Origin of the sequence: Massiliimicrobium timonense, from assembly GCF_002160865.1 — a bacterium.
Classification (GTDB): domain Bacteria; phylum Bacillota_I; class Bacilli_A; order Erysipelotrichales; family Coprobacillaceae; genus Allocoprobacillus.
This window is the reverse complement of sequence record NZ_NFLJ01000006.1, coordinates 19,315-41,105: the sequence shown is the minus strand read 5'-3', so window position 1 is coordinate 41,105 and position 21,791 is coordinate 19,315. Positions and strand designations below refer to the sequence as shown.

The 21,791-nt window shown below is 31.0% G+C and carries 16 protein-coding genes; 3 read left to right on the top strand and 13 right to left on the bottom strand.

Going from position 1 to position 21,791, the window contains the following annotated elements; all coding sequences use genetic code 11:
* Positions 1-40 precede the first annotated feature (40 nt).
* Positions 41-829 (top strand): RhuM family protein, encoded by a 789-nt coding sequence (gene rhuM / locus B5E75_RS02895; protein ID WP_241146612.1) that lies wholly within the window; start codon positions 41-43, stop codon positions 827-829.
* Between the two features lie 465 nt (positions 830-1,294).
* Here the strand turns inward: rhuM and B5E75_RS02890 are convergent, their stop codons facing one another.
* Positions 1,295-2,227 (bottom strand): AEC family transporter, encoded by a 933-nt coding sequence (locus tag B5E75_RS02890; RefSeq protein WP_087357293.1) that lies wholly within the window; start codon positions 2,225-2,227, stop codon positions 1,295-1,297.
* 129 nt (positions 2,228-2,356) lie between these two features.
* On the opposite strand from B5E75_RS02890, the gene B5E75_RS02885 reads away from it, so the two are divergent.
* Positions 2,357-3,235, top strand: a complete 879-nt coding sequence (locus B5E75_RS02885) for a LysR family transcriptional regulator (RefSeq protein ID WP_087357292.1) — start codon at positions 2,357-2,359, stop codon at positions 3,233-3,235.
* A 52-nt stretch (positions 3,236-3,287) separates the two neighbouring features.
* Here B5E75_RS02885 and B5E75_RS02880 read toward each other — a convergent pair whose 3' ends face one another.
* The 4 genes from B5E75_RS02880 to B5E75_RS02865 all read right to left on the bottom strand — a co-directional run bounded on the left by B5E75_RS02880 (position 3,288) and on the right by B5E75_RS02865 (position 7,387).
* Entirely contained in the window at positions 3,288-4,751 is a 1,464-nt protein-coding gene (locus tag B5E75_RS02880; RefSeq protein WP_087357291.1) for a glycoside hydrolase family 1 protein, read from the bottom strand.
* 134 nt (positions 4,752-4,885) lie between these two features.
* A complete protein-coding gene (locus B5E75_RS02875; RefSeq protein ID WP_087357290.1) occupies positions 4,886-5,908 on the bottom strand; it encodes an alpha-hydroxy-acid oxidizing protein in 1,023 nt (340 codons plus the stop codon).
* Between the two features lie 4 nt (positions 5,909-5,912).
* Entirely contained in the window at positions 5,913-6,788 is an 876-nt protein-coding gene (locus B5E75_RS02870; RefSeq protein ID WP_087357289.1) for a MurR/RpiR family transcriptional regulator, read from the bottom strand.
* A 71-nt stretch (positions 6,789-6,859) separates the two neighbouring features.
* Entirely contained in the window at positions 6,860-7,387 is a 528-nt protein-coding gene (locus B5E75_RS02865; protein WP_087357288.1) for a helix-turn-helix domain-containing protein, read from the bottom strand.
* Positions 7,388-7,939: 552 nt separating this feature from the next.
* On the opposite strand from B5E75_RS02865, the gene B5E75_RS02860 reads away from it, so the two are divergent.
* Entirely contained in the window at positions 7,940-8,938 is a 999-nt protein-coding gene (locus tag B5E75_RS02860; protein ID WP_241146611.1) for a DNA recombination protein RmuC, read from the top strand.
* A gap of 149 nt (positions 8,939-9,087) precedes the next feature.
* Here the strand turns inward: B5E75_RS02860 and B5E75_RS02855 are convergent, their stop codons facing one another.
* The 8 genes from B5E75_RS02855 to B5E75_RS02815 form a co-directional block, all read right to left on the bottom strand.
* Complete coding sequence (locus tag B5E75_RS02855) at positions 9,088-10,014, bottom strand: hypothetical protein (protein WP_087357287.1); 927 nt, start codon at positions 10,012-10,014, stop codon at positions 9,088-9,090.
* Between the two features lie 129 nt (positions 10,015-10,143).
* Positions 10,144-10,896: a hypothetical protein gene (locus B5E75_RS02850; RefSeq protein ID WP_087357286.1), complete on the bottom strand. Its 753-nt coding sequence runs from the start codon at positions 10,894-10,896 to the stop codon at positions 10,144-10,146.
* Positions 10,897-11,170: 274 nt separating this feature from the next.
* Entirely contained in the window at positions 11,171-11,500 is a 330-nt protein-coding gene (locus B5E75_RS02845; RefSeq protein ID WP_087357285.1) for a DUF6664 family protein, read from the bottom strand.
* An 842-nt stretch (positions 11,501-12,342) separates the two neighbouring features.
* Positions 12,343-15,360: a DUF4268 domain-containing protein gene (locus B5E75_RS02835; RefSeq protein WP_087357283.1), complete on the bottom strand. Its 3,018-nt coding sequence runs from the start codon at positions 15,358-15,360 to the stop codon at positions 12,343-12,345.
* A gap of 281 nt (positions 15,361-15,641) precedes the next feature.
* Positions 15,642-16,364, bottom strand: a complete 723-nt coding sequence (locus B5E75_RS02830; protein ID WP_087357282.1) for a M48 family metallopeptidase — start codon at positions 16,362-16,364, stop codon at positions 15,642-15,644.
* Positions 16,364-19,501, bottom strand: a complete 3,138-nt coding sequence (locus tag B5E75_RS02825; protein WP_087357281.1) for a type I restriction endonuclease subunit R — start codon at positions 19,499-19,501, stop codon at positions 16,364-16,366. Before B5E75_RS02825 ends, B5E75_RS02830 begins: the two co-directional genes overlap by 1 nt.
* Positions 19,502-19,514: 13 nt before the next feature.
* A complete protein-coding gene (locus tag B5E75_RS02820; RefSeq protein WP_087357280.1) occupies positions 19,515-20,462 on the bottom strand; it encodes a TIR domain-containing protein in 948 nt (315 codons plus the stop codon).
* A gap of 16 nt (positions 20,463-20,478) precedes the next feature.
* Entirely contained in the window at positions 20,479-21,771 is a 1,293-nt protein-coding gene (locus B5E75_RS02815; protein WP_087357279.1) for a restriction endonuclease subunit S, read from the bottom strand.
* Positions 21,772-21,791: the final 20 nt, after the last annotated feature.

Genomic DNA, 21,791 nt, shown 5'->3' with positions numbered 1-21,791 from the left:
TAAACTCATCAATAAAAATAGAAAAGGAGAAGATGATGCTATGATTAATACTGTAGAAAAAAATGAAGTTGTTCAATTTAAAAATGGAGATTTTGTATTAGATGTTACTATTGATTCCAATAATGAAACAGTATGGCTAAATAGAGAACAATTATCACAATTGTTTGATAGAGATATTAAGACAATAGGAAAACATATTAACAATGCATTAAAGGAAGAATTAGATAATTCAACTATCGCAAAATTTGCGACAGTTCAAAAAGAAGGCAATCGTCAAGTCACTCGACAAATTGAATATTATAATTTAGATATGATAATAAGTATCGGATATAGAGTAAAATCTAAAAATGGTATTCTTTTTAGAAAATGGGCTAATAATATATTAAGAGAATATTTATTAAAAGGATATGTTGTTAATGATAGACACTTTCAAGATATTGAATATGTTACAAGAATGCTTGATCAATACAAAGAAGCAGGTGGTCAATTGCCAAGTAGTGATGCTATGCTAGAGTTTTTAAAAGCCTACCAGAGAGGATTTAAAATATTAGATGATTATGATCATCATTGTTTAGAAGTACCCAAAGGACAAAAAGATATTTATATCATTCAATACGATGAATGTATAAAATTAATACACAATACAATGTTTGCAGATCAGGGAGATCAATTTGCCATTGAAAGAGATGATTCATTTAAAAGTAGTATATCAACCATCTATCAAAGTTTTGGCGGAAATGATTTATATCCAACACTTGAAGATAAAGCCAGTGCATTATTATATTTTATTGTTAAGAATCATAGCTTTATTGATGGAACAAGAGAATAGAGGCAACGATATTTTTATATTTTTTAGATAAGATCAATGCTTTATATAAAAATGGAATAGAAAGAATCAATAATGATACGCTTGCAACCTTGACTATATTAGTAGCTACTTCAAGACCAGAAGATAAAGATATTATGATGCAACTCATTAAGACAATTATGAAATAAAAATCAGTTATATAACCCAATGTCATCGAATCCAATTTATAGATTTTTAACTAGGAATGATATTAAAATAATTCCTAGTTTTTATTTCATATAGGCTAAAATAGACCAATACTTATTGAATTTTCATACGGATTTCTACTTTTTCTTTTGATAAAATCATTATCTAAATGAAAACAATGGATGTAAGAATAGAATATTTATAGTTGTTCAAATATATATCAAACAAGTCTACATCTTTCTTTAAAAAAGAAAAAGAGGCGATGTCATGCATCCCTCAAATACCATTAAAATGATATTGTTAAATCAATACAACAATCAAAGCGTAAACGATTAATGTAATAACCATATATAAAGAAATAAATGCTGATTGAAAATCTTCATCTTCTTCTGTTTTATTAAGTGGGGATATAATCATAGGAACAGCAAATCCTGTTGGACTCATAAAATAAATCAAAACTGCAATCATATAAATTTGATCTGCCATCATTGATGGAAATAAGATAAAGAATCCTGCAATAATTCCTGCAAACAATACAAATCTTACAAAGAGCAATTTGATAAGTGATGGTAATGCTTCTTTTTGTATTTTTAAATTAAAACCAATAATTAATAAAATCATTCCTACAATAGGACCCGCTGCCTGATTAATTGTATTTGTATAAATATCTATGAGTGGTGTTGTTTGTAAAAAAGTGTAACCCCCTATTAAATTAAGAATTAACCCTAAGGCTACTGCAATCAAAAATGAACTTGTACAAATTGTTTTCAACAACTCTTTAAAACTTGTTTTCCCAGATGTTTCTTTTGCGACCATGATAGGCATCACAACAAAAGCTATTAAGCTTCCTGCAATATCAAAAATCACTGTATTACTCGCATAACTTAACCCAACGATAGATGTGTATAATGGTAAAGCGACATTCCCACCTTCTGTTGTTGTTAATAAATAGGGTGAAATATGAGCCATTTTTGCTCCTGTAAACTGACTTAACAATTTTCCTAATACCATTGTTAATACAAATGCGATAAAAACATATAATACAATCCAAATTACCGAAACTGATATATTGGCAGTAAATAAGACATTAAAGATCATAATAGGAAATAAAATATTAAATATAATATGGTTGGCTCCCTCTTTTTGTTGGGGTGTAATCCATCCTTTTATTCTTGCAAATACTCCTAAACCAATCATAAAAAATACGGGGAATAATGTTGATAAAGCTGTCATATATTTTCTCCTTTCATTTTGCCTTTATTATATGAATTCACCCAACATATATCAAATACTTATATTTTATATTTTCCTATACTTGTAAGGCATAGCAAATGCGGCTATAATGATAATAGGTGATGAATCATGGAAATAAGAGTCTTAGAATATTTTTTAGCTATCGCAAGAGAAGAAAGCATTTCTAAAGCAGCTGAAGTTTTGCATATTACACAGCCAACTCTTTCAAGACAGATGAAAGAATTAGAAGATGAATTTCAAAAGCAATTATTTATTCGTGGTAATCGCAAAATCACACTCACAAAAGATGGCATCATTCTAAAACAATATGCTCAAGAAATTATCACTCTTACCCAAAAAGCTGAACGTGAATTATCAAAAAATCAAGAAGAACTTTCTGGTGATATTTATATTGGTGGTGGGGAGAGTGCTTCTATGCGTCTGATTATGCGTGTGATTGCCAGTATGCAAAAAATGCACCCTAAAATTCAATTTCATCTTTTTAGTGGTAATGCTCAAGATGTTGCTGATAAATTGGAGAGTGGATTATTAGATTTTGGTATTTTCTTTGACCCTGTCAATCTTTCTCAATATGATTATTTTACACTACCAGGAAAAGAAGTGATGGGTGTATTAATGAGAAAAGACGATCCTTTAGCTCAACATGATGCCATTACACCTGATATGTTAAGAAATCAACCGATTATTTTATCTGATCAGGATATTGTAAAAAATGAAATTGCTGGATGGATTGGTGGTAATGAAAGAAAACTGAATATTAAAGTCACTTACAATTTGATTCATAATTCTGCTTTATTAGTCGAAGAAGGTGGAGGTTATGCTTTAACTTTCAACAATATTATTTCCACTGATGAAAATAGTTTACTATGCTTTAAACCTCTTTCTCCACAATTAGAGGATGGTATTCATATTGCATGGAAAAAATATCATCTTTTTTCTAAACAAGCCGAAAGATTTTTAGAACTATTGAAGGAAGAAATCAGTTAATATTGACATCTAAGCTTTATGAAGGTAAGGTTTCATGCCTTACCTTCATTATTTATATTTCCTCTCCATTTGTTTCAATAACTTTTTTATACCAAGTAAATGAATCTTTCTTATATCTTGACAAATCCCCTGTTCCATCATCATTTCTATCTACATAAATAAATCCATATCTTTTGTAAAATTGTCCTGTCCCCGCTGATACTATATCAATAGGTCCCCAACTTGTATATCCTATTAAAGGTACCCCTTCATCAATAGCCTCACTCATAGCCTGTATATGTGCTCTAAAATATTCAATACGATAATCATCATGAATACTACCATCTTTTTCTATTTTATCTACAGCTCCAAATCCATTTTCAACTATCATAATCGGTATATGAGGATAACGACTTGCAACAGCTTTTAGTGTGTATTTTAAGCCTAGAGGATCAATCTGCCATCCCCATTCACTTGCTTTAAGATAAGGATTTTTAACGCCTCCAACAAGATTGCCACCAATATGCTCAGCATGAGGATCTGCGCTTACACAATTAGAAATATAGTAAGACATAGTATAAAAATCAATAGTTCCTTTCTTCAAAATATCTAAATCAGTTTCTAGAATATAAGATAAATCTATTTGATGATTTTTTAAATAAGCTATCATATAATTTGGATATTCTCCTCTTATCTGTACATCTGCACAAAAATCATTGAACAATGCATCTTTTTGTTGCCACGCTAAAATATCTTGAGGATGACATGTATGAGGATACCATGTGATATGACTAATCATATTGCCAATCATCAAATTTTTATTTATACGATGTCCTTCAATCACTGCTAATGCACTGGCAACAAGTTGATGATGCAAAGCTGTATAACGTTGTTGAGGGTTATCTTTCAATTCATCAAACGAACATGGTTGTTCTCTTTGTAAATCTTCTTTTGTCATATAACCAAGTCCCATTAGACTAGCAAGAGGATCTCCCATTGTTCCAGCATTAATCTCATTAAAAGTCAACCAATATTTCACTTTATGTTGATATCTTTGAAAGCATGTTTTCGCATATTTTATAAAGAAATCAATAACTTCTCTTGAATAAAATCCTTGATATTTTTCAACAAGATGCCAAGGCATCTCATAATGAGATAAAGTCACCATTGGTTGAATACCATATTTTAAACATTCATCAAAAACATTTTCATAAAACTGGAGTCCTGCTTCATTAGGTTCTAAATCATCCCCATGAGGATAAATTCTTCCCCAATTGATAGATAGTCTTAAAATCTTAAATCCCATCTCAGAAAATAATTTAATATCTTCTTTATAGTGATGATAAAAATCAATCGCTTCATGGCTTGGATAAAACTTTCCTTCTTGAATAATCTTACAAATTGTTCGTGGTGTATTTTGATCACCACCCAAAATCATATCTGGTACACATAATCCCTTACCATCTTCTAAATAAGCACCTTCGCATTGATTAGCTGCAAGTGCCCCACCCCATAAAAATCCTTCTGGAAAACTCATATTTTCTACCTCCTTTTATTTCATATCATCTTTTTATCACAACTTAATATAAAAAAATAGAGCATTGTACCATTTTAAAACAATGCTCTCATATTCATCTGATTTTTATGCCTTAAATTAGAACAGTGATTGAATTAAAGACATACAATCATATCTCGTGTTATATCTTTTAATGATGTTGCTCCACACATTTTCATTGTATCTTCCAATTCACTAACTAATTTCTTTAAATATATTTCAATACCCTTGTCTTTTCCACCATATAAAGCTGTCACAAATGGTCTAGCAATCATCACAGCATCAGCACCTAAAGCCAGTGCTTTAAAAATATCCACACCACTGCGAATACCTCCGTCAACAAAAACTTTCATATCTTTTCCAACAGCATCAACAATATCACCTAAAACTTCTGCTGTTGACAATGTCTGATCTAAAACTCTCCCACCATGATTAGAAACAACAATAGCACTTGCTCCTGCCTCTCTAGCTTTTACTGCGCCTTTTACCGTCATAATTCCTTTAACAATAAATGGTGCATCACACAAGGATATTATGTCTTTTAATTGTGATACGGTTTTGCTTCCTGCAGGTGGATTCATATTTTTTAAAAATGGTAAACCTGCTGCATCAATATCCATTGCAACAGCAATAGGATATGCTTCTTGAATATAAGTGAGTTTTTCTTGAATCGTGTCTTTATTCCAAGGTTTAATTGTTGGAATCCCTTTACCATGCACTTTTTTGATAGCTTGACAGGCACCAATCATAACTTGAGGATCAAGTCCATCACCTGTAAAAGCAGCAATTCCTAACTGAGCACAAGTTGACACCATGATTTCATTATATGTAATATCATCATATTGTTTACCATAATGAGTTTGAACCGCACCAACTGGACCTACAAAAATCGGATAACGAAATGTCTGATCAAAAATATGAAGGGTAAGATCCGGTTCCTTGTTTTCAACAATTGTATCCATTTGCACTCTTATTTTTTTCCACTGATCATAATTTCTAATCGCAACATCTCCTACACCTTTAGCTCCTGGACCGGGAATACAATGACGACAGGCTTTTCCATTACATTCCGGACACGCTTTACAATATGGTCCTATACACTCTCTTGCATTTTTCAAAACATCTGCATATGTTTTCATATTCTCACTCCTTAATCATTTGATTTGATGAAAAATGTTCTTGTTCTACAGATTTAGAATAATGTATCTTATGTTCTAAATTCTTTTGATACTTTAAACGGAAATAACATGAATAAAGAATATCAAATAATAATGATACAGAATGTTCCGAAGTATAATTGGCAATTTTTGAAAACAGTTTTTCTCTCGTTGACATATAAAGAACAACTTCTCCATCATGACTTAATGTATTCTCCCCTAGACTCGTTATAACAATGATAGGTATATTTTTCTGCTTAATCAAACGAGAAGCACTTAATAATGTCTGATTTTCACCTGAGTATGAAATAATAATTGCACAATCATTTTTATTCATCATATCTACTTGATAATTGTCTTCACCCGGACAACTTTGTACAATAACATGCTTATGAACTCTTGACATTTTTTGTTGAAAAACAGTTGCCAATGATATATATGAACTAAAACTAAATATATAGATATGTTGTGATTGATTAATTATTTTTACAGCTTTTTGCAAACTATCATGATGTAATAGGGAAATTGTATCATTCATAGCTTCCTGAATAACTTGATAAACACTTCCTACAACCCCCATCATCGTTTCATATTCTGTAAAAGGTATATTAGCATCAATATGATCAAAATGAGAATCAAGATATTCCTGCTCTTTGATTAATTGTTCTTTCAATTGACTATAGCCTTGAAAGCCTAATTTGTGGGCTAATCGAATCAAAGCCGAAGATGAACAATATACCTTTTTAGCAATATCTCTCGTTGATAATTTGTGAAGTAAAGATTGATGACTAAGAAGATAATCAACAATATCCTGTTCTACTCTTGTCAAAGTTATACTTGTCATTTTATCCTTTAATAACATGTTATCACCCTCTATATCATAACATTTTTCAGGATTAAAAATATAGACTATCCTTATTATATTCTACATTTCTATTTAAAAAAGAAGAAAACAAGTATAAATAAACTCCATGAAGTGAGTAAGAAATATTTAAAATAATCTCGATTTTGTAAAAGACAAGATATTATTTTTATAAAGCCATATATAAGTGTAAATGGTGTAAAGATAAAAAGCATATTTATACAATCATTAATGAAAGAATTTGTTTGTATAGATGCAAATAGAAAAACAGCAACAGGCAAAAGGATAAAAAACCATATCATTTTATATGTTAGAAATGCATCATCACTCTTTTTATGATAAAGTTCTAAAATAATCTGTTCTGATTTTTCTAGTAGTTCGTCTTGTTCTATATGTTCACCTAAAATCAGTTCTTCAACACGTATATCTAAGCAATCACATAAAGAAGATAAAACTGTCCCTTTGGGAAATGACAGATTCGTTTCCCATTTTTTGACTAATTGTTCTTTTACACCTAATTGTTCTGCCAACTCTTTTCGAGTCATTTCTTTTTTCTTTCTACATCTTATTATAAAACTTCCTATATTGTGTGTATCCATAACTTTCCCTCCTACTTTTATAGTAGCATCTCTTTATGGAAAAAGTATGACTTTATAGGAATATGCAATAAATATTTTGATATAAATGAATTAAATTTCTGTATAAAGCATATTTTTAAATTATCTATTCTTTTTACAAAGTAACATAAAAAATTCTTTGTAGCTTCCAATACTGGTTGTTTTTCTTTATTTTTATCGTATAAATTTGATCAACATTTAATTTTGTGAACTAAAATTAACAAAAAAACCTTGATTTTATCAAGGTTTTTTAATACTTATTATTCACCAACGTATGATAAGTCTTATTATTTTTTAGATTTAATGAGTACTTTTAACTTACTTTTTAGCGCAATTTTGTCTTTGTATCTTCTGATTATTTTTATATACAACACATCTTAGTACCAAAATAGTACCATTAATTTCTTATATTAATAATAATATTTGCTTTTACTTAATCATTGGATTGTCATTAATTGATAAAAAGTTACATTTTTGATATATTAATTTTGAAAGTAAAATTAACAATATTTAACATTTTGGGAGGGGATTTAATTGGAAATAATTTTACTTATTGGTATTATCATTCTTTTAGGACTAGTATTAAAACTTCAATCAATGACTGAAACAATGTCTAAGAAAAACGAAGAAATGAACCAACTACATGCATTAATAAACAGCCAACAAAAGTCAATTGATTCTTTGAATCAAAATAGCCTTAAATCTATAGAAAAAGAAGAAACAATTGCAGAACGTTTAAGAAATATGAATCAGAATGTTCAAGATTTATTAAAAGAATCTACGATTTCTTCAGGAAAAGTTGAAGATATTGCTTCAAAAGTCATTTCTTTAAATAATATCATGATTAATAAAAAAGCTCGAGGGAATTGGGGAGAATATCAATTAAATAATCTGTTAAGTGTTTATGCTGGTGATAATCAAGAAATCTTTGAAATACAATATTCATTAAAAAGCGGAAGTATTGGCGATGTTGCTCTTCATTTACCTGGAACAGAAAAAGTTATGATTATTGATTCAAAATTCCCATTAGAAAATTATCAAAATATGATTAATGATAATTTTTCTGAATTAGAAAAAGTCAACTTCGAAAAAGAATTTAAATTAAATATTAAAAAACACATAAATGATATATCTCAAAAATATATAACATCTGAAACTGTTGAAAATGCTATAATGTTTATTCCTAGCGAAGCAATTTATATGTATTTATGCGGATATTGTAGTGAATTAATAGAGATTGCACATAAAAAACATGTTCTTATTACATGTCCAACTACGCTAATTGGTATAGTCTTTACATTAGTAAATGTGACAAAAGATTTCAAAAGAAGTAAAAATATCAAATCATTAGAAAAAGATATAGTAAGAATGTATGAAGATGTAGACAGGTTATATACACGATTAGATAAAGTGGATAGTAATATTGCTACATTACAAAAATCATTTGATGATGTAAAAACTTCTTCCAAAAAAATTGGAAAGAAAATTATTAGTATTCATGATGGTTACGTTCCACAAGATGATGAAAAATAGAAGCTGTAGTTGTAGTGACCTCCTAAAGTTGGTCTAACTTTTTGGGTTCACTACAAAAACACTGTTTTTTATTTGGTGGGCTTATCAAAATATAAGAGAAAAAGCCGATGGATTTTCACAAGGAAAACCTCTCGGCTATATATTCTGTATTATTTTAGATTTGATAAGGTAGTAAGTGCATTTATTAAACGAATACAATCCAATTTATCTCCAATTTGGCTTGTTCTTCCGTGAACTAACCAATGACGATTAGCTTCATCTGGCTCAGCTTTTGAAAAATCGCTTTTTTCAAATAGTAACTTTGTATATTCATACATTGATTGCCAACATAAACTTTTGATTTTATTTCCATTATTTCTTTCTTCTTCTGCGTGGAAATTACATATTCTCTTTATTCTTACATCTTTAGGGTCATCGCCAAAAGTAGAAATAGCACCCTCTAAAATTGTGGTCAAAGTTGTCAAGCAAGATGAATATAATCCCTGTTTGAAAATTATATAACACTCTTCAAACCTTTTCTTTTGTCCCAAATTATCAATAGAATTATAAATAGTATCGTACAAACCATCTAATACATCATCAGAATAAAATGCTGAGAAAAACGCATCAATATCTGTATGGTTTGAAGAACAAGCCCTCAACTCGTCCAATCTCTCAACATCTATTGTCAACGGAATTGTCCACCCTGACTGTGCAATCTCAGCTATGCAATCTTTAAATTCTTCTTCAATAATATCTGTTGCGGGGATTATTGGCTCTGATGGATCACCTTCCATTTTATAAAATGGTAAATCTTTATTATTCAACATAATATCTTGTATCTTACGCATCATTGCATCTTGTCGCTTTACCTTTGGCAATCTATTGATTTTCATCATCTCTACTTTGGCAGCAAGTTTTGTGTATGAACCATATATCCTATCAACTTCATCAACATTCATACTAAAATGCTCCGCAGCCTTATCAAAAACCTGTTTATCATGTCTATGTGGAAAATAACCATTATCCTGTTTCTTCAACTGCTCAAATAGTTTTTCGCAAAATTCAAATACATCTCTATCCTTAAATGTAGCCATATTCATCATCCTTTCTAATTGAATAATACCATATAAGTATGATTTTTACACCTCTCGGCTATGTAAGCGAATATATAGTTTGCTGATAAGTAAAAAAATGGAATTGAACAATACGAATTCGTTAGTAATTTACAGAATAAGTAATTGTTCTGGACTTGAATAAACCTCTCTGATTGTTGTATTGTAATATTTTTTTAACCACACATACTTTTCATATATTTTCTCATCATCTTTATATGTTGATAATTTTTCAATAATAAATCTTTTTGTTCTTAATATATAATTATCATAAATTTCAGGCTCATCAAATTCATTCCACTGTTTTAAATAGTCTAAAAAATATTCATCATCATTAATATCTTTTTGTATTATTTTGTCTAAATATTCTGCTTCATATTTAACTGTATTTGCTTTGCCTGGATTCTTCAAATCATATTCAATTACTTTTGAATCAACAATTACTCTTGGAAATTTTGCCTTTTCAGACTCCATTAAATAAGCTTCAACCATCGCAGGTCCAAAGCATTTTCTTTCGGTATGAATAAGTTGTCCCACTGTAACCGCTCCTCTGACAGGAATTCCAAGTCCCAACAAATCATTACATATATGCACAAGATCCATTAAAACATGAAAACCCGCACCTGGCATTGATGCATCATACGATATCACAACGCTATCAGAAAATGCTGTTACTCGCTTTCCTAATTCAACCATCGGAATTATTCCATTATAATTATCGTGTTGTATATGACCAGTATAATCTAACGCCTGATTTATGGTCTTTAAAATAACAGTATCTTTAGTTGATTGACTAACCATATTTTTAAACCCCATCAAATCTAAAAAAGCAACATATCTTAAATCATAATTAACATTAAGCATATTTTTCACACCCTTCGAACAATTAAACACTTTATTTAAATCGATATATGTTTTTTATTTGCTTACTATCTACATAAAAACTTATTATAAAGCCATGATAATTAATTTATAGTTTTGGAATACCAGTTTTTAATTCTGCCTTATCATACTTCATTTTTCTTTTCTCCTGTCTGATAAGATTTATTATCGTTATTATAGCATGTATATGTTAATTTTTCCACTTTTCGACTATGTAAAAGCGGCATCAGCTTCACGCCAATGACGCTTTTGTCTGTTATAATATTCCTGCTTTTTTGAGATACCCAACACTGTCATAGCAACCACGGAAGTAAACCGACTGCAATTCCATATCGGTAAGCCTGTTTTTTAATTCCGTCACTTTAATAACCGCCGTGCATTCTTCCTTTGTCAGTTCTGCCGCCTGTTCCTTATCAAACACGCTCAACACTTTAGGGTATTGCTGATACAGACTCTCAATCCTATTCTGAATGGCTTTATATTCCTCGTTTTTCTTAGAAAGATGAGCGATAACAGAGCTTAAATACTCATTAAAAATGTTGCTGTGGGTATCTACAAAGGTTTCAAATCTGAACTCTCCAGACATTTTTGCACCTCCGACTTGTTCTATCTGTCATTATTATATTGCCCCAAATAATGCAATATAAATCTGCAAACCGCTTTATCTCTCATGATTTGCACATTTTCTTTTGGGTTGTTCATCGGTTTGTTCTAGCTCTGCATATAGTACGATAGGGTCTCTTTTATCCAGATTTAGCTCGATATTGAGAACATTTAGCTGTTCCGACTTTTCTTTCAGTTCTTCCTCAAAGGTAAATGGCTTTTGTACCTCGACTTTTGCGGTTTCAGGCTGTGCGATAGTTTCCTCCCGTTTAGTCTGTGCATCTTCCAATTGTGCGGGGGAGCTTGGCAAGCTCGTTTTCAATTCAGATCAGGTTTTCTAAAGGGTCAGAGCCTAATTCCACCTTATACTTTGTTTGCCCGTGAAGTTAAGGTAGTAATGAGTACCCACCTTATCGTAGAAATTCTCCATTTTGAAGCAGCGATATGAGCCGATTTCGATAGGTGCGGACAAAGGATATTCATTGAAAATCGCAAGAAGCATTTCACCTGCGGCGGCTTTTTCGGTGTAACTGATACCACGCAATGTCATCGGACAGAACTTTTCCTCGCCCAGCAGCTTGTGTTGCACGGTAAGAGTTGTGTTAGTTTTGTAGCAGACAATACGCTGTTCGAAATCCAAAATGAAATATCTATAGTGAACATATTTGTTAACGTTGTGTATGGAAATTTAGCTATTTTCACTATAATTTGTTCTTTTTATTAATTCTTTTAACCATCGTGGTATCAAAGCGGTAGCACAAGCATAGGAGGATATCACAATAAATATGTAGTTACAGTATTAATGAAATAAACTATAGTAACTTATCATTCTAAACTTTTTCCCATTTTGTTACTCAAATCCAATTCAAACGCAAGTACCTCATCCATACAAGAATTCAATTTAGATAAAATATCCATCTTATCTAAATTTTCACCAAGGTCAAACGTTTTTGTCCTAAATGGAGTTCGCCACTGCCAATTATCTTTTTTCAACTTAGCAGGATAGTGTTGATTAATTTCATCACATATGCCTCGAAAATCATCAGTAATATTTTTTGAACTAATTACTAACTGAATATAAGATTGCTTTCCATTTCTATTTACTATTTCGTAAAAATAATGATTATCCGTATTCCACCCACTTGGTGATCCAGGAATATTTGGTAGAATTGAACTCATTTTATTTGTAGTAAATCGGGTATAAGTTCGATTACATCTAGAAACATCAAGATGAATTTCTGATTTTGATTGTGCCCATTCTTTGAAAATAGCTACAATATTATCCATACGTTTCTCTTCATCAGTAAGCAAGTATTCTAACATTATGGAAGAAATCTTATCACTCCATTCTGCATGAAACTTCGCCATTATTGGCCAATCAGCTTCGTTTGTAATACTTACATTATTAAGATAATAACTAATCCATGATGCTTTATAATCATCCGCTCTATTCCAATCTAATGATATTCCTAATTTGATTTCAATTTCATTTTTATATTTATACAATGTATCGAAAATTTCTTTATTTTTCTTTTTTTCTCCATTGCCTAAATAGAAATCAATTCGCGCATTATCGTAGTTTGCAATACAACTTATACATATTCCTCTTATACCAAAAAAACCAGACTCAGTGTTTGAAGTAGTTGGATTACATCCACTAAATGTACCTCTATACATATTTTTTTCTTGTATAATTGGAAGTGCATATTCCCAATATCGCCTCCTAATATCAAATCTATTCGCATAGGAAAGTTTCTTGATTTTAAAATCTTTTAGATAGAAAATCAAATCCATCGGATCCACTTTATACAACGTAAAAATTCTTCTTAGAATAGACATTTTAAGTGCTGTACTTGTATTTTTTTCAATATATAGATTTTCATCTATTTTGAGTGCACTACGCAAATTAGATTCATTATTTGAAACATAATTAGCAAGGTCAGTATTTTCCTTCTTACTATAAGCAAGCGTCATAAGTACAGATTTATCTTTCTGATGGAGGTATTTAATAACATGTTCAAACATGTCAGTCCAACTCGTTACAGGTTGTTCAATATTTAAATAGCTATACTTAGCAATATCTCTTCCAGTAAAATCAAAATTTTCATCATCTAAAGTACATGAATCAAATTCCTTTTCTAATGGTGAAAAATCTGTTTTCGGATATTTCCAGATTTTCATTGCTAGTTCTAACATTTCTTCATTACGTTCTTTTAATTCTTCTAACCCCCACTTCTGCAATGTAGAGATTTTCTGATTCATCTTTAATCCGCTTTCCTTGTAACCACCTACTTTGGCATCACGTTTTTCAATAAAAGTATTATTACTCAAATTAGGATTATATCCGGTTAAAGTAAGATTTGCTAACCGATGAAGCCATGTTTCATGTATTTCAGCTGCATTTGTTCCCAAACTTTCATTCCAGGCGGGGGTCAAATGCTGTGGCATAATATGTTCAATAGTATATACATTATTATCAAGATGAGTGTACACATCCTTAGTTTCAATAGTTCCATAATTTTCAAAACGTTCAAATAAATATGCTTTATACTTACCGCGCATCAGATACACTTGCTTCTCAGAAAGAGCCATTCTAAATTCATCATCATCTGGGAAACGCCCACTCTCTCTTTTGGAAAGCAAAGCATAAATAAATTTTGAAACATAATCATCTACAGTATTATCGTATCGAAAAATCTCTTTATTTAAGTTTAAAAAAATCTTATTCAATGCGTTTGTGGGAACTTCACAGATATTTCTTCTAAATAAATAATTTTCTGTGATCAAAAAAATTCTTAGTACATCTTCTGTCGACAATTTTTTATCTTGATGTAACCTTAACACTTCCATTAAAAATGGACGGGTAACAACAATTTCTAGTCGTTTTAAGCGATACAGACAATCATCCAGTTTTTGTTCTTTTAATCCACTCTTACAAGTAAGAAGTTTTTCAAAGAATCTCGCATAACGAAGAAGATCGTAAAGCAATGCATCAATAGGAAGAGAAATAAATTCTGCATAATCTTTAAATGCTTTGTATACATTACTGATTGTTGGTGTAACTTGCTGTTTTATACTTAAATAATCCCTTATAAAACCACTTACATCATTATTAGTGCATTTTTCAATTTTTGCCCAATATGTATCATAATACTTTGTCTGTTCTTGAGCAGGAAGTCCCATCAATACATAGTTTCTGATTTTATCACCTTCAGTAAGTGCTAAACCAGTTGAATTTAGACTTTCAAAAATTAGTTGCGCATTATCTCCTTGATCCAACGTAATACTGATAATTTCTAATTTACCAATTGCAGCATATAAGTCTGATACTGGAATTTCTTCTTTTTTTACTATATCATAGAAAAATTGATAGTTTATTGTAAGATTAGAACTATGATCATAATCTTCTTCATCTCCAAACAATTTTGCAAGTGCATCTCTATCACTCTTAACTGGGCGAAGCTTTATCTTATCATCTTCACTAGCCCATGGCGAAATAAGAAAACGTTGGCTAATCTGATCATCTAGTTTATCTTCGTCTGTCTTTACCTTACCTTGAGCTATAAGATTACGAATTGCCAAAAGCAATAATGTTATAGTTGTTAATCTTTGTTGACCATCTATGATATGATATTCTATTTTACTGCCATTAGGAACGATAGCAGAAACGATACTACCAAAAAAATGGCTATCTCTACCATCAATTGCTATTTTCTTTAAATCTTCGTATAATTGACGACAGTTTTCGTATTTCCAATCATACTTTCTCTGGTATACCGGAATCACATAACGTTTGTCAGCACCTTCCATAAAGCCAGTCATTTTAGCTTCAGAGCCTTTCATAAATTTTCCTCCTACGATTCCTTACTGTAATATATTTTTACAAAATACGTATATCATTTTAATATCTTGATTTATCATACTTTCTGTAACATTAAAAACTAATTTACAAATAAAATTCTAATTCAGAGCATCTCAAAATACTTTCTATATTCTATGAATAAATCAAATATAAACAAAATGAATTGTTATACTCATCATATTCATTTAACAAAATTTACATTAAACTCATGTTTTATGTATATAAAATTATTTTTCACATTAATATATATGCTCTATTTTTATCATATTCCTTGTACAACCTCAAAATCTAATTGTTTCTTTCTTTCACTCCAATCAGGCATATGAATAGTCAGAAAAGTATAGAATTCATTATTATGATACGGATAAATAAGATGTGTTAATTCATGCAAGATAACATATTGTATACAACGAATATTAGCTTTTAACAAATACTCATTTATTGTAATTTTATTTTTTGACGGTGTACAGCTTCCCCATAAAGTCTTCATCTTTCTGACATATAAAGACGGTTCTTCTATTCCATACTTTTTAAAAATCTTATTATAGAGTTCGTTCATCTCATTCTGATAAGTCTTATATGCTTTTTCACGCCACCAATATTCTAATACTTGTTGATGTTTCTTGCTCATTTTATTTGCATAAACAATAATATTTTTCTCATCCTCAAGCACATAATTTTTTTCAGAGATTTTCTTAATGATTCTACAATCTTTTCCTAACAATTGAGTAGATGTTCCACTTTTGATATCAATTAAGTTATTATATCCGCTCGATTGTTTGTATTTTTGTAGTTGCTTTTCTATCCAACTTGATTTACTAATAAGAAACTCAGTAATCCACTCGTCTGTTACTCCATTTGGCACAGACAAAACAACTTTCAAATCCCTAAAAACTTTAAGATGAATGTTTTTGATATTCTTATGATGGATACAGACAATGGTTTTATCAAAAGGGGATGTTAATTTTAGAATATACTTATTCATCAGTATCTCGCCACCGCAACTTTCATTATTTCATCAATAATTAAGTCGAGCAAATCAATATTTGATTTATCAATGACAATGCCCATATCTTCAAACATATCAAATAAACAATCATCTAAATTTCTGTGCATCGCTTTATGTACAACCTCGTTGTGTTTCCAGTCTCGCTTTGCATTATCGCTGATAACTTTTTTAATTCGGTACGAATATTTTGCAATCAATTCCTCTTTATCAGTTATAACTTTTATTGTTTCATTTTTTTTGAGTTGAGTAATAATAGCACCATAAAATGCTTTTGAATCACTGTCGTTTGCAATTTGAGAAGGATAATCTTGTGAGGTTATTCCGTTTCTAAAATCATCAGCCATTATCTTCATACTTTCTAAATACGCATCTGCGTCGCGTGTTTCATTGTATAAATCAATAGTTTTTTTAATTTTAGACGAAAATTCCTCGAACAGCAATGGATCATCATATCTTATCTGTTTGAGTTTAGATTCCATTCTTGTTTTTATCGCATCAGCTCGAGATTCATTTGAATCCATATTCTCAAGAAGCCTTTTCATCGCTTTTTCATCGCCGATAGAAACCGGCTTAACTACAGATACAATATCTGTTGCATTCACAAAAGTATCAATTAGGTTTTTTATCCCTTGTTCATACTTAGACAAATCAACTTCATCATCATATCGTAGCATAACACTATCTTTTAATTTTCGATAGAATAAATATTCCTTGCGGTATTTTTCGATTAACTCAAAACCTACCTCTACAAATATATCCCGATTAGATAATGCCAAATTGAGTAAGTTAGCAAATTCTTTTAGTTTATTATAAAACTCTTTTCTTGTTTTTTCATCAGCAAGACTTTTTTGCCAAACATCAGAAGATTGGGAATCTTTAATCGATTCAAACATAGTAATTAGATTTTCATACGCTGCTGCCAGTTTATTTTTTTCATCAATCGGACCAAAGATAGCGCCTTCAATATCGGCTTTATCAAATCCATTCATTCCGGACTCAGCGTCTTCATACATATCTATTGCTTTATTTAACTTTTTAAAAACTCCCCAATAATCTACAATCAAGCCGAAATCTTTCCCTTTATAAACTCGATTCACTCTTGCAATAGCCTGTAATAGGGAATGTTGTTGAATAGATTTATCTAAGTACAAAACACCGGCAACAGGGGCATCAAATCCGGTCAACAGCTTATCTTTGACAATGAGCATATTGATTTCGCCTTCCGGGTTTTTAAAATCTTCACAAACATGATCATCATATTTCTCGTCATTGTCGCCAAATAAAGGCTTTACCATTTTCTGATAATATGCCCTTATTTTTTTTATAGTTTCATCTGTGGTTTCGTCATCATCACCCTCTCTCTTATCTCCAAATGTGATTACTACACGAGGGTTAATTCCGGACATACCTTTTAGCACTTCATACATTTCAACCGCTGCTGCTCGTGAAGAACACACAACCATCGCCTTTAAGCCTTTTGGAACACAATAATTTTTAAAATGATCTGCAATATCAAATCCTATTAAATTGATACGGCTTCTGGCTTCTGATATAGCCTTAAATCTACTAAACTTGTCTGAAAGTTTATCCTTAAGTTCTTGCGGAAGACCATCAGTCAAACTTTCAAAATAGTTGTTGATCGTCAATGCAGGTTCTTCCTGTTTGACTTTACGCCCTTCATAAACAAGCGGAACCGTAATACCATCTTCTATCGCTCGCTTCATTGTATAGTTATGAATCGGCTCTCCAAAAGTTTTGTAAGTATTCTTTTTTGATTTTGCAATAAGCGGTGTGCCAGTAAACGCAATCAGCGTTGCATTCGGCAAAACTTCTTTCATATAATTAAACATCGATTTATACTGAGAACGATGCGCCTCATCTACCAATACATAGAATTTATCGCTGTCAGGCTCTAAATATCTATTTTTGTACACTGTTTCAAACTTATTTATTAGTGTTGTGATAACGATGTTATCTTTATTCTTCAACAAAGAATTAAGTCCTTTTCCGGTCGCAGCACGAACAGGTGCCATTTGAGAATTAGCAAAATTATCACGGATTTGTTTATCAAGGTTTATACGGTCTGTAACAATGATAAACCTGGGATTTTCATATCCTTTTACTGCCTGAATTTTTTTAACTAGCATAACCATTGTCAGAGATTTTCCACTTCCCTGTGTATGCCAAATAACGCCGCCTTTTGAAGAACTTCCATCTTTACCATTAATTCTGTCCATAGATTTATTAATTGCAAAGTATTGCTGATGCCTTGCAATCTTTTTGATGTTATTATCAAAAAGTATAAAATTCTGAACCAGATCAAGTAGTCTTACTTTACTGAGCAAAGAGACTGCAATTTTATCCTGCTCCAAAATTGAACTGTACGGCGAACATTTTCTGCAGATTTCATCCTGCCATTCAACTTCATCTTCTCTCCACTCTACAAAATAGTCAGATGTTGTCCCACCTGTACCGTAAAGAACTTTCTGTGGATTCATTGCAATTACAAGTTGGGAAAATTTAAATAGCTGAGGGATAAAGTCAGGCATCATATTGCGGACATTTTGATGAACACCCTCCATAACATCGATGCTGGACTTTTTGCATTCAATTACAACAAGAGGAATACCATTGACCATTAAAACAACATCAGGGCGAGCATAACTTCCGTTTGGACGCTGAACGCTGAATTCTTCTGTTACCTGCCAAATATTATTTGCAGGATGCTCAAAATCAATATAATGCAAGTCAAACGACTGTTTTACTGGAATATCACTGTCTATTGCAATGCTTTCCTCCAAACTGATTCCCAAAGTAATGAGATTATAAATTTCTTTGCTTGCCATAGAAAGACCTTGCAAAAGAGAAGCATCCAATTCCTTAATCGCTTTTGTAATAGATTTCCCCGAGAAAAGCAATTCGTGTCCATAGTATATATATGTTTGTTTTCGTAAAAAGCGAATCAACTCATCTTCAAACAGTACGGAAGACAAATTTTTTCTTTTACTTTCTGCTTCACTGCGTGAAACATATTCATATCCCATATTGACTAAAATTTGTATAAGCCTATCCTGACATTCCGGACGTTCGTTAAAAATTGTATGGTTTGGCATAATGAATACTCCTTTACTTTTCTGTGAAATATCCAGATGGTATATTTAAATTAATATTTTGAATAAATTGAGTTAGCTTTTTTTCTACTAGTTTTTTACCTCCGATAGAATTATCATAAAATATAGTTCTAAAACCAGATATATCAAAAGGCAATTTTTCACGCTGACTTTTTTCATTTAATAATATTGTTGGCTTATTTAAAGCATGTGCAAAACCTACCTCATAAAAGACATTAGGGTTATCTGGTGTAATATCTGCAATTACTAAAGCTGAATTTTTTATAGCAGATACAATATCGTTTAATATTAATCCTGTACCTGATCCTTCGTCAGCTCTATATACACTATAGCCATTTTTTTCGCACACATCTTTTATTACATCTTGATATAAATCATTATAATTTTCACCAAACTGCATTACCACAAAAGCTTTTGGTTTTTCAGTAATAGCTTTATAATCGTGTATAGTTATTGAACTTTTACTTCTTGCCCAAATTCCCACTTGTGTGCGATTTTGAGGATCTTTTAAATAAGTACTGAAAATTTTTATATTATTAACAAATAGAGTCAAAATAGATCCTATAATTTCTGCTTTCAATAAATATTTTTTACACTTTTCTAATGTGGTTTGACCAACACATTTATTTAAATTCCAATTACCATTAAAATTTTTATATTCAAACTTAAAAAAGGTGTTCGCAATTCCGACACAAGAGAAATTAGTATCTCCAGTATAATTATATATTATTTCTGCCTCGTCGCCTTCGCATAAGTCATCAAATTCTAAAGTCATTTCTATGGTTCCGTTAAAAAAGTTTTCATCGAAGAGCAATATACCATATTTACTTCCATCTTTCATCTCATTAGTTTGAATATCTTTATACGGCGCATCTCCTCCAATAAATTTAATTGCGTTATTTTCTTTTTTGAATTCACCTTGTATAGATAACCATTCTTTCATATATCAAAATTCCTCCTTATACTCTTACGATTCCTTTTAACAGCAACTGCTGCATTGCTTTTTGTTGTTGTGTTATGCTCTTTAACTTTTCTTTATTAAGAGCTATTTCATTATCGAACAAAGAGATATACTGCGATATTTTTTTTTGCATCTCATATGGTGGAATTTTAATTTTCAATTTATCTAAATCTTTTAAATAAACAATTGGCATTGTTCCTTTAGTTGTTATCGAAGCAACTAAAGATAAGAAATAACTTGTACTAAAATAATAATAAAGAAACTCAACATCAATATTGTTAGCAGGAACGATACCCAAAATTCCTTGTTTAGTAGCTACAGATATCTTGTTTATAGCAACTTCTCCTATAGTTGCACCATTAGAGAATAAAATACAGTTTTCTGGTATCAACCACGCTCCTGAATTTTCCAGTCCTTTTTTCGTGATATACGAATCAACTTCTTCAATGTATTTATGACTAAGATGCTCGATTTTTATAAAAGGAATATTACCACCATCATAATACTTCGCAACAGAAGTACTAGGTGTACCTCCTTCTCCAGCCTTATCATAAAGACTTTTAAAAGTTCTTTCATCCCATTCCTTTGAGGGAATAAAAATTTTCTGCATCAAAGCCTTTTTCTGCAATTCTAACTTTTCAATCAGTTTTTCCTGTGACTCAATTGCTTTGTCCCACTTAGACAGGATTTTTGCGATACGGTTTTGCTCATCTTTTTTGCTAGGACATGGTATTACTATTTTGGTAATCTCTTTGCGATTAACGCCGTACACCTTAAATCCTACAGCCAATTCCTGAAACTGTTTTTTTACAACATCTGTTGTTGTAATATACTGTTTATACCACTTATCTAAAAAATCATCTTTGGATTTACCCAGAGTAGTATGTAAACCAGCTATAAAAAAATTATTATCAGGATTATCGATCAACACTGATCTTGAAGTCCCTTCTAAATCTTCAGATGCGTCGAGAAATGCAATATCTCCATCTTTCATAAGAAATGTTTCATTTCCATCTAGTTGTATATCATACTTTGGTAATAAACTATATTGTTCATAAGAAACTTTTTTGAAAGTTCCTTTATGCATATCTCCATAGTGCAAATATGCTATTCCTTTACTACCCAACTGTTCTCTTGATATCCCTAAACCGCCATAAAAAAGAAACATGTCGCCTAATGTTTTATCAGTAACCCAATCATCGGGGAAAACACCAAATTGAGTTTTTTTATAGCCGACAGGCACTTTTCCGGCTTTTATAATTTCTATTCTTTGTTTTATTTCTTCAGTCATATGCCGACCTCCTAAACGAT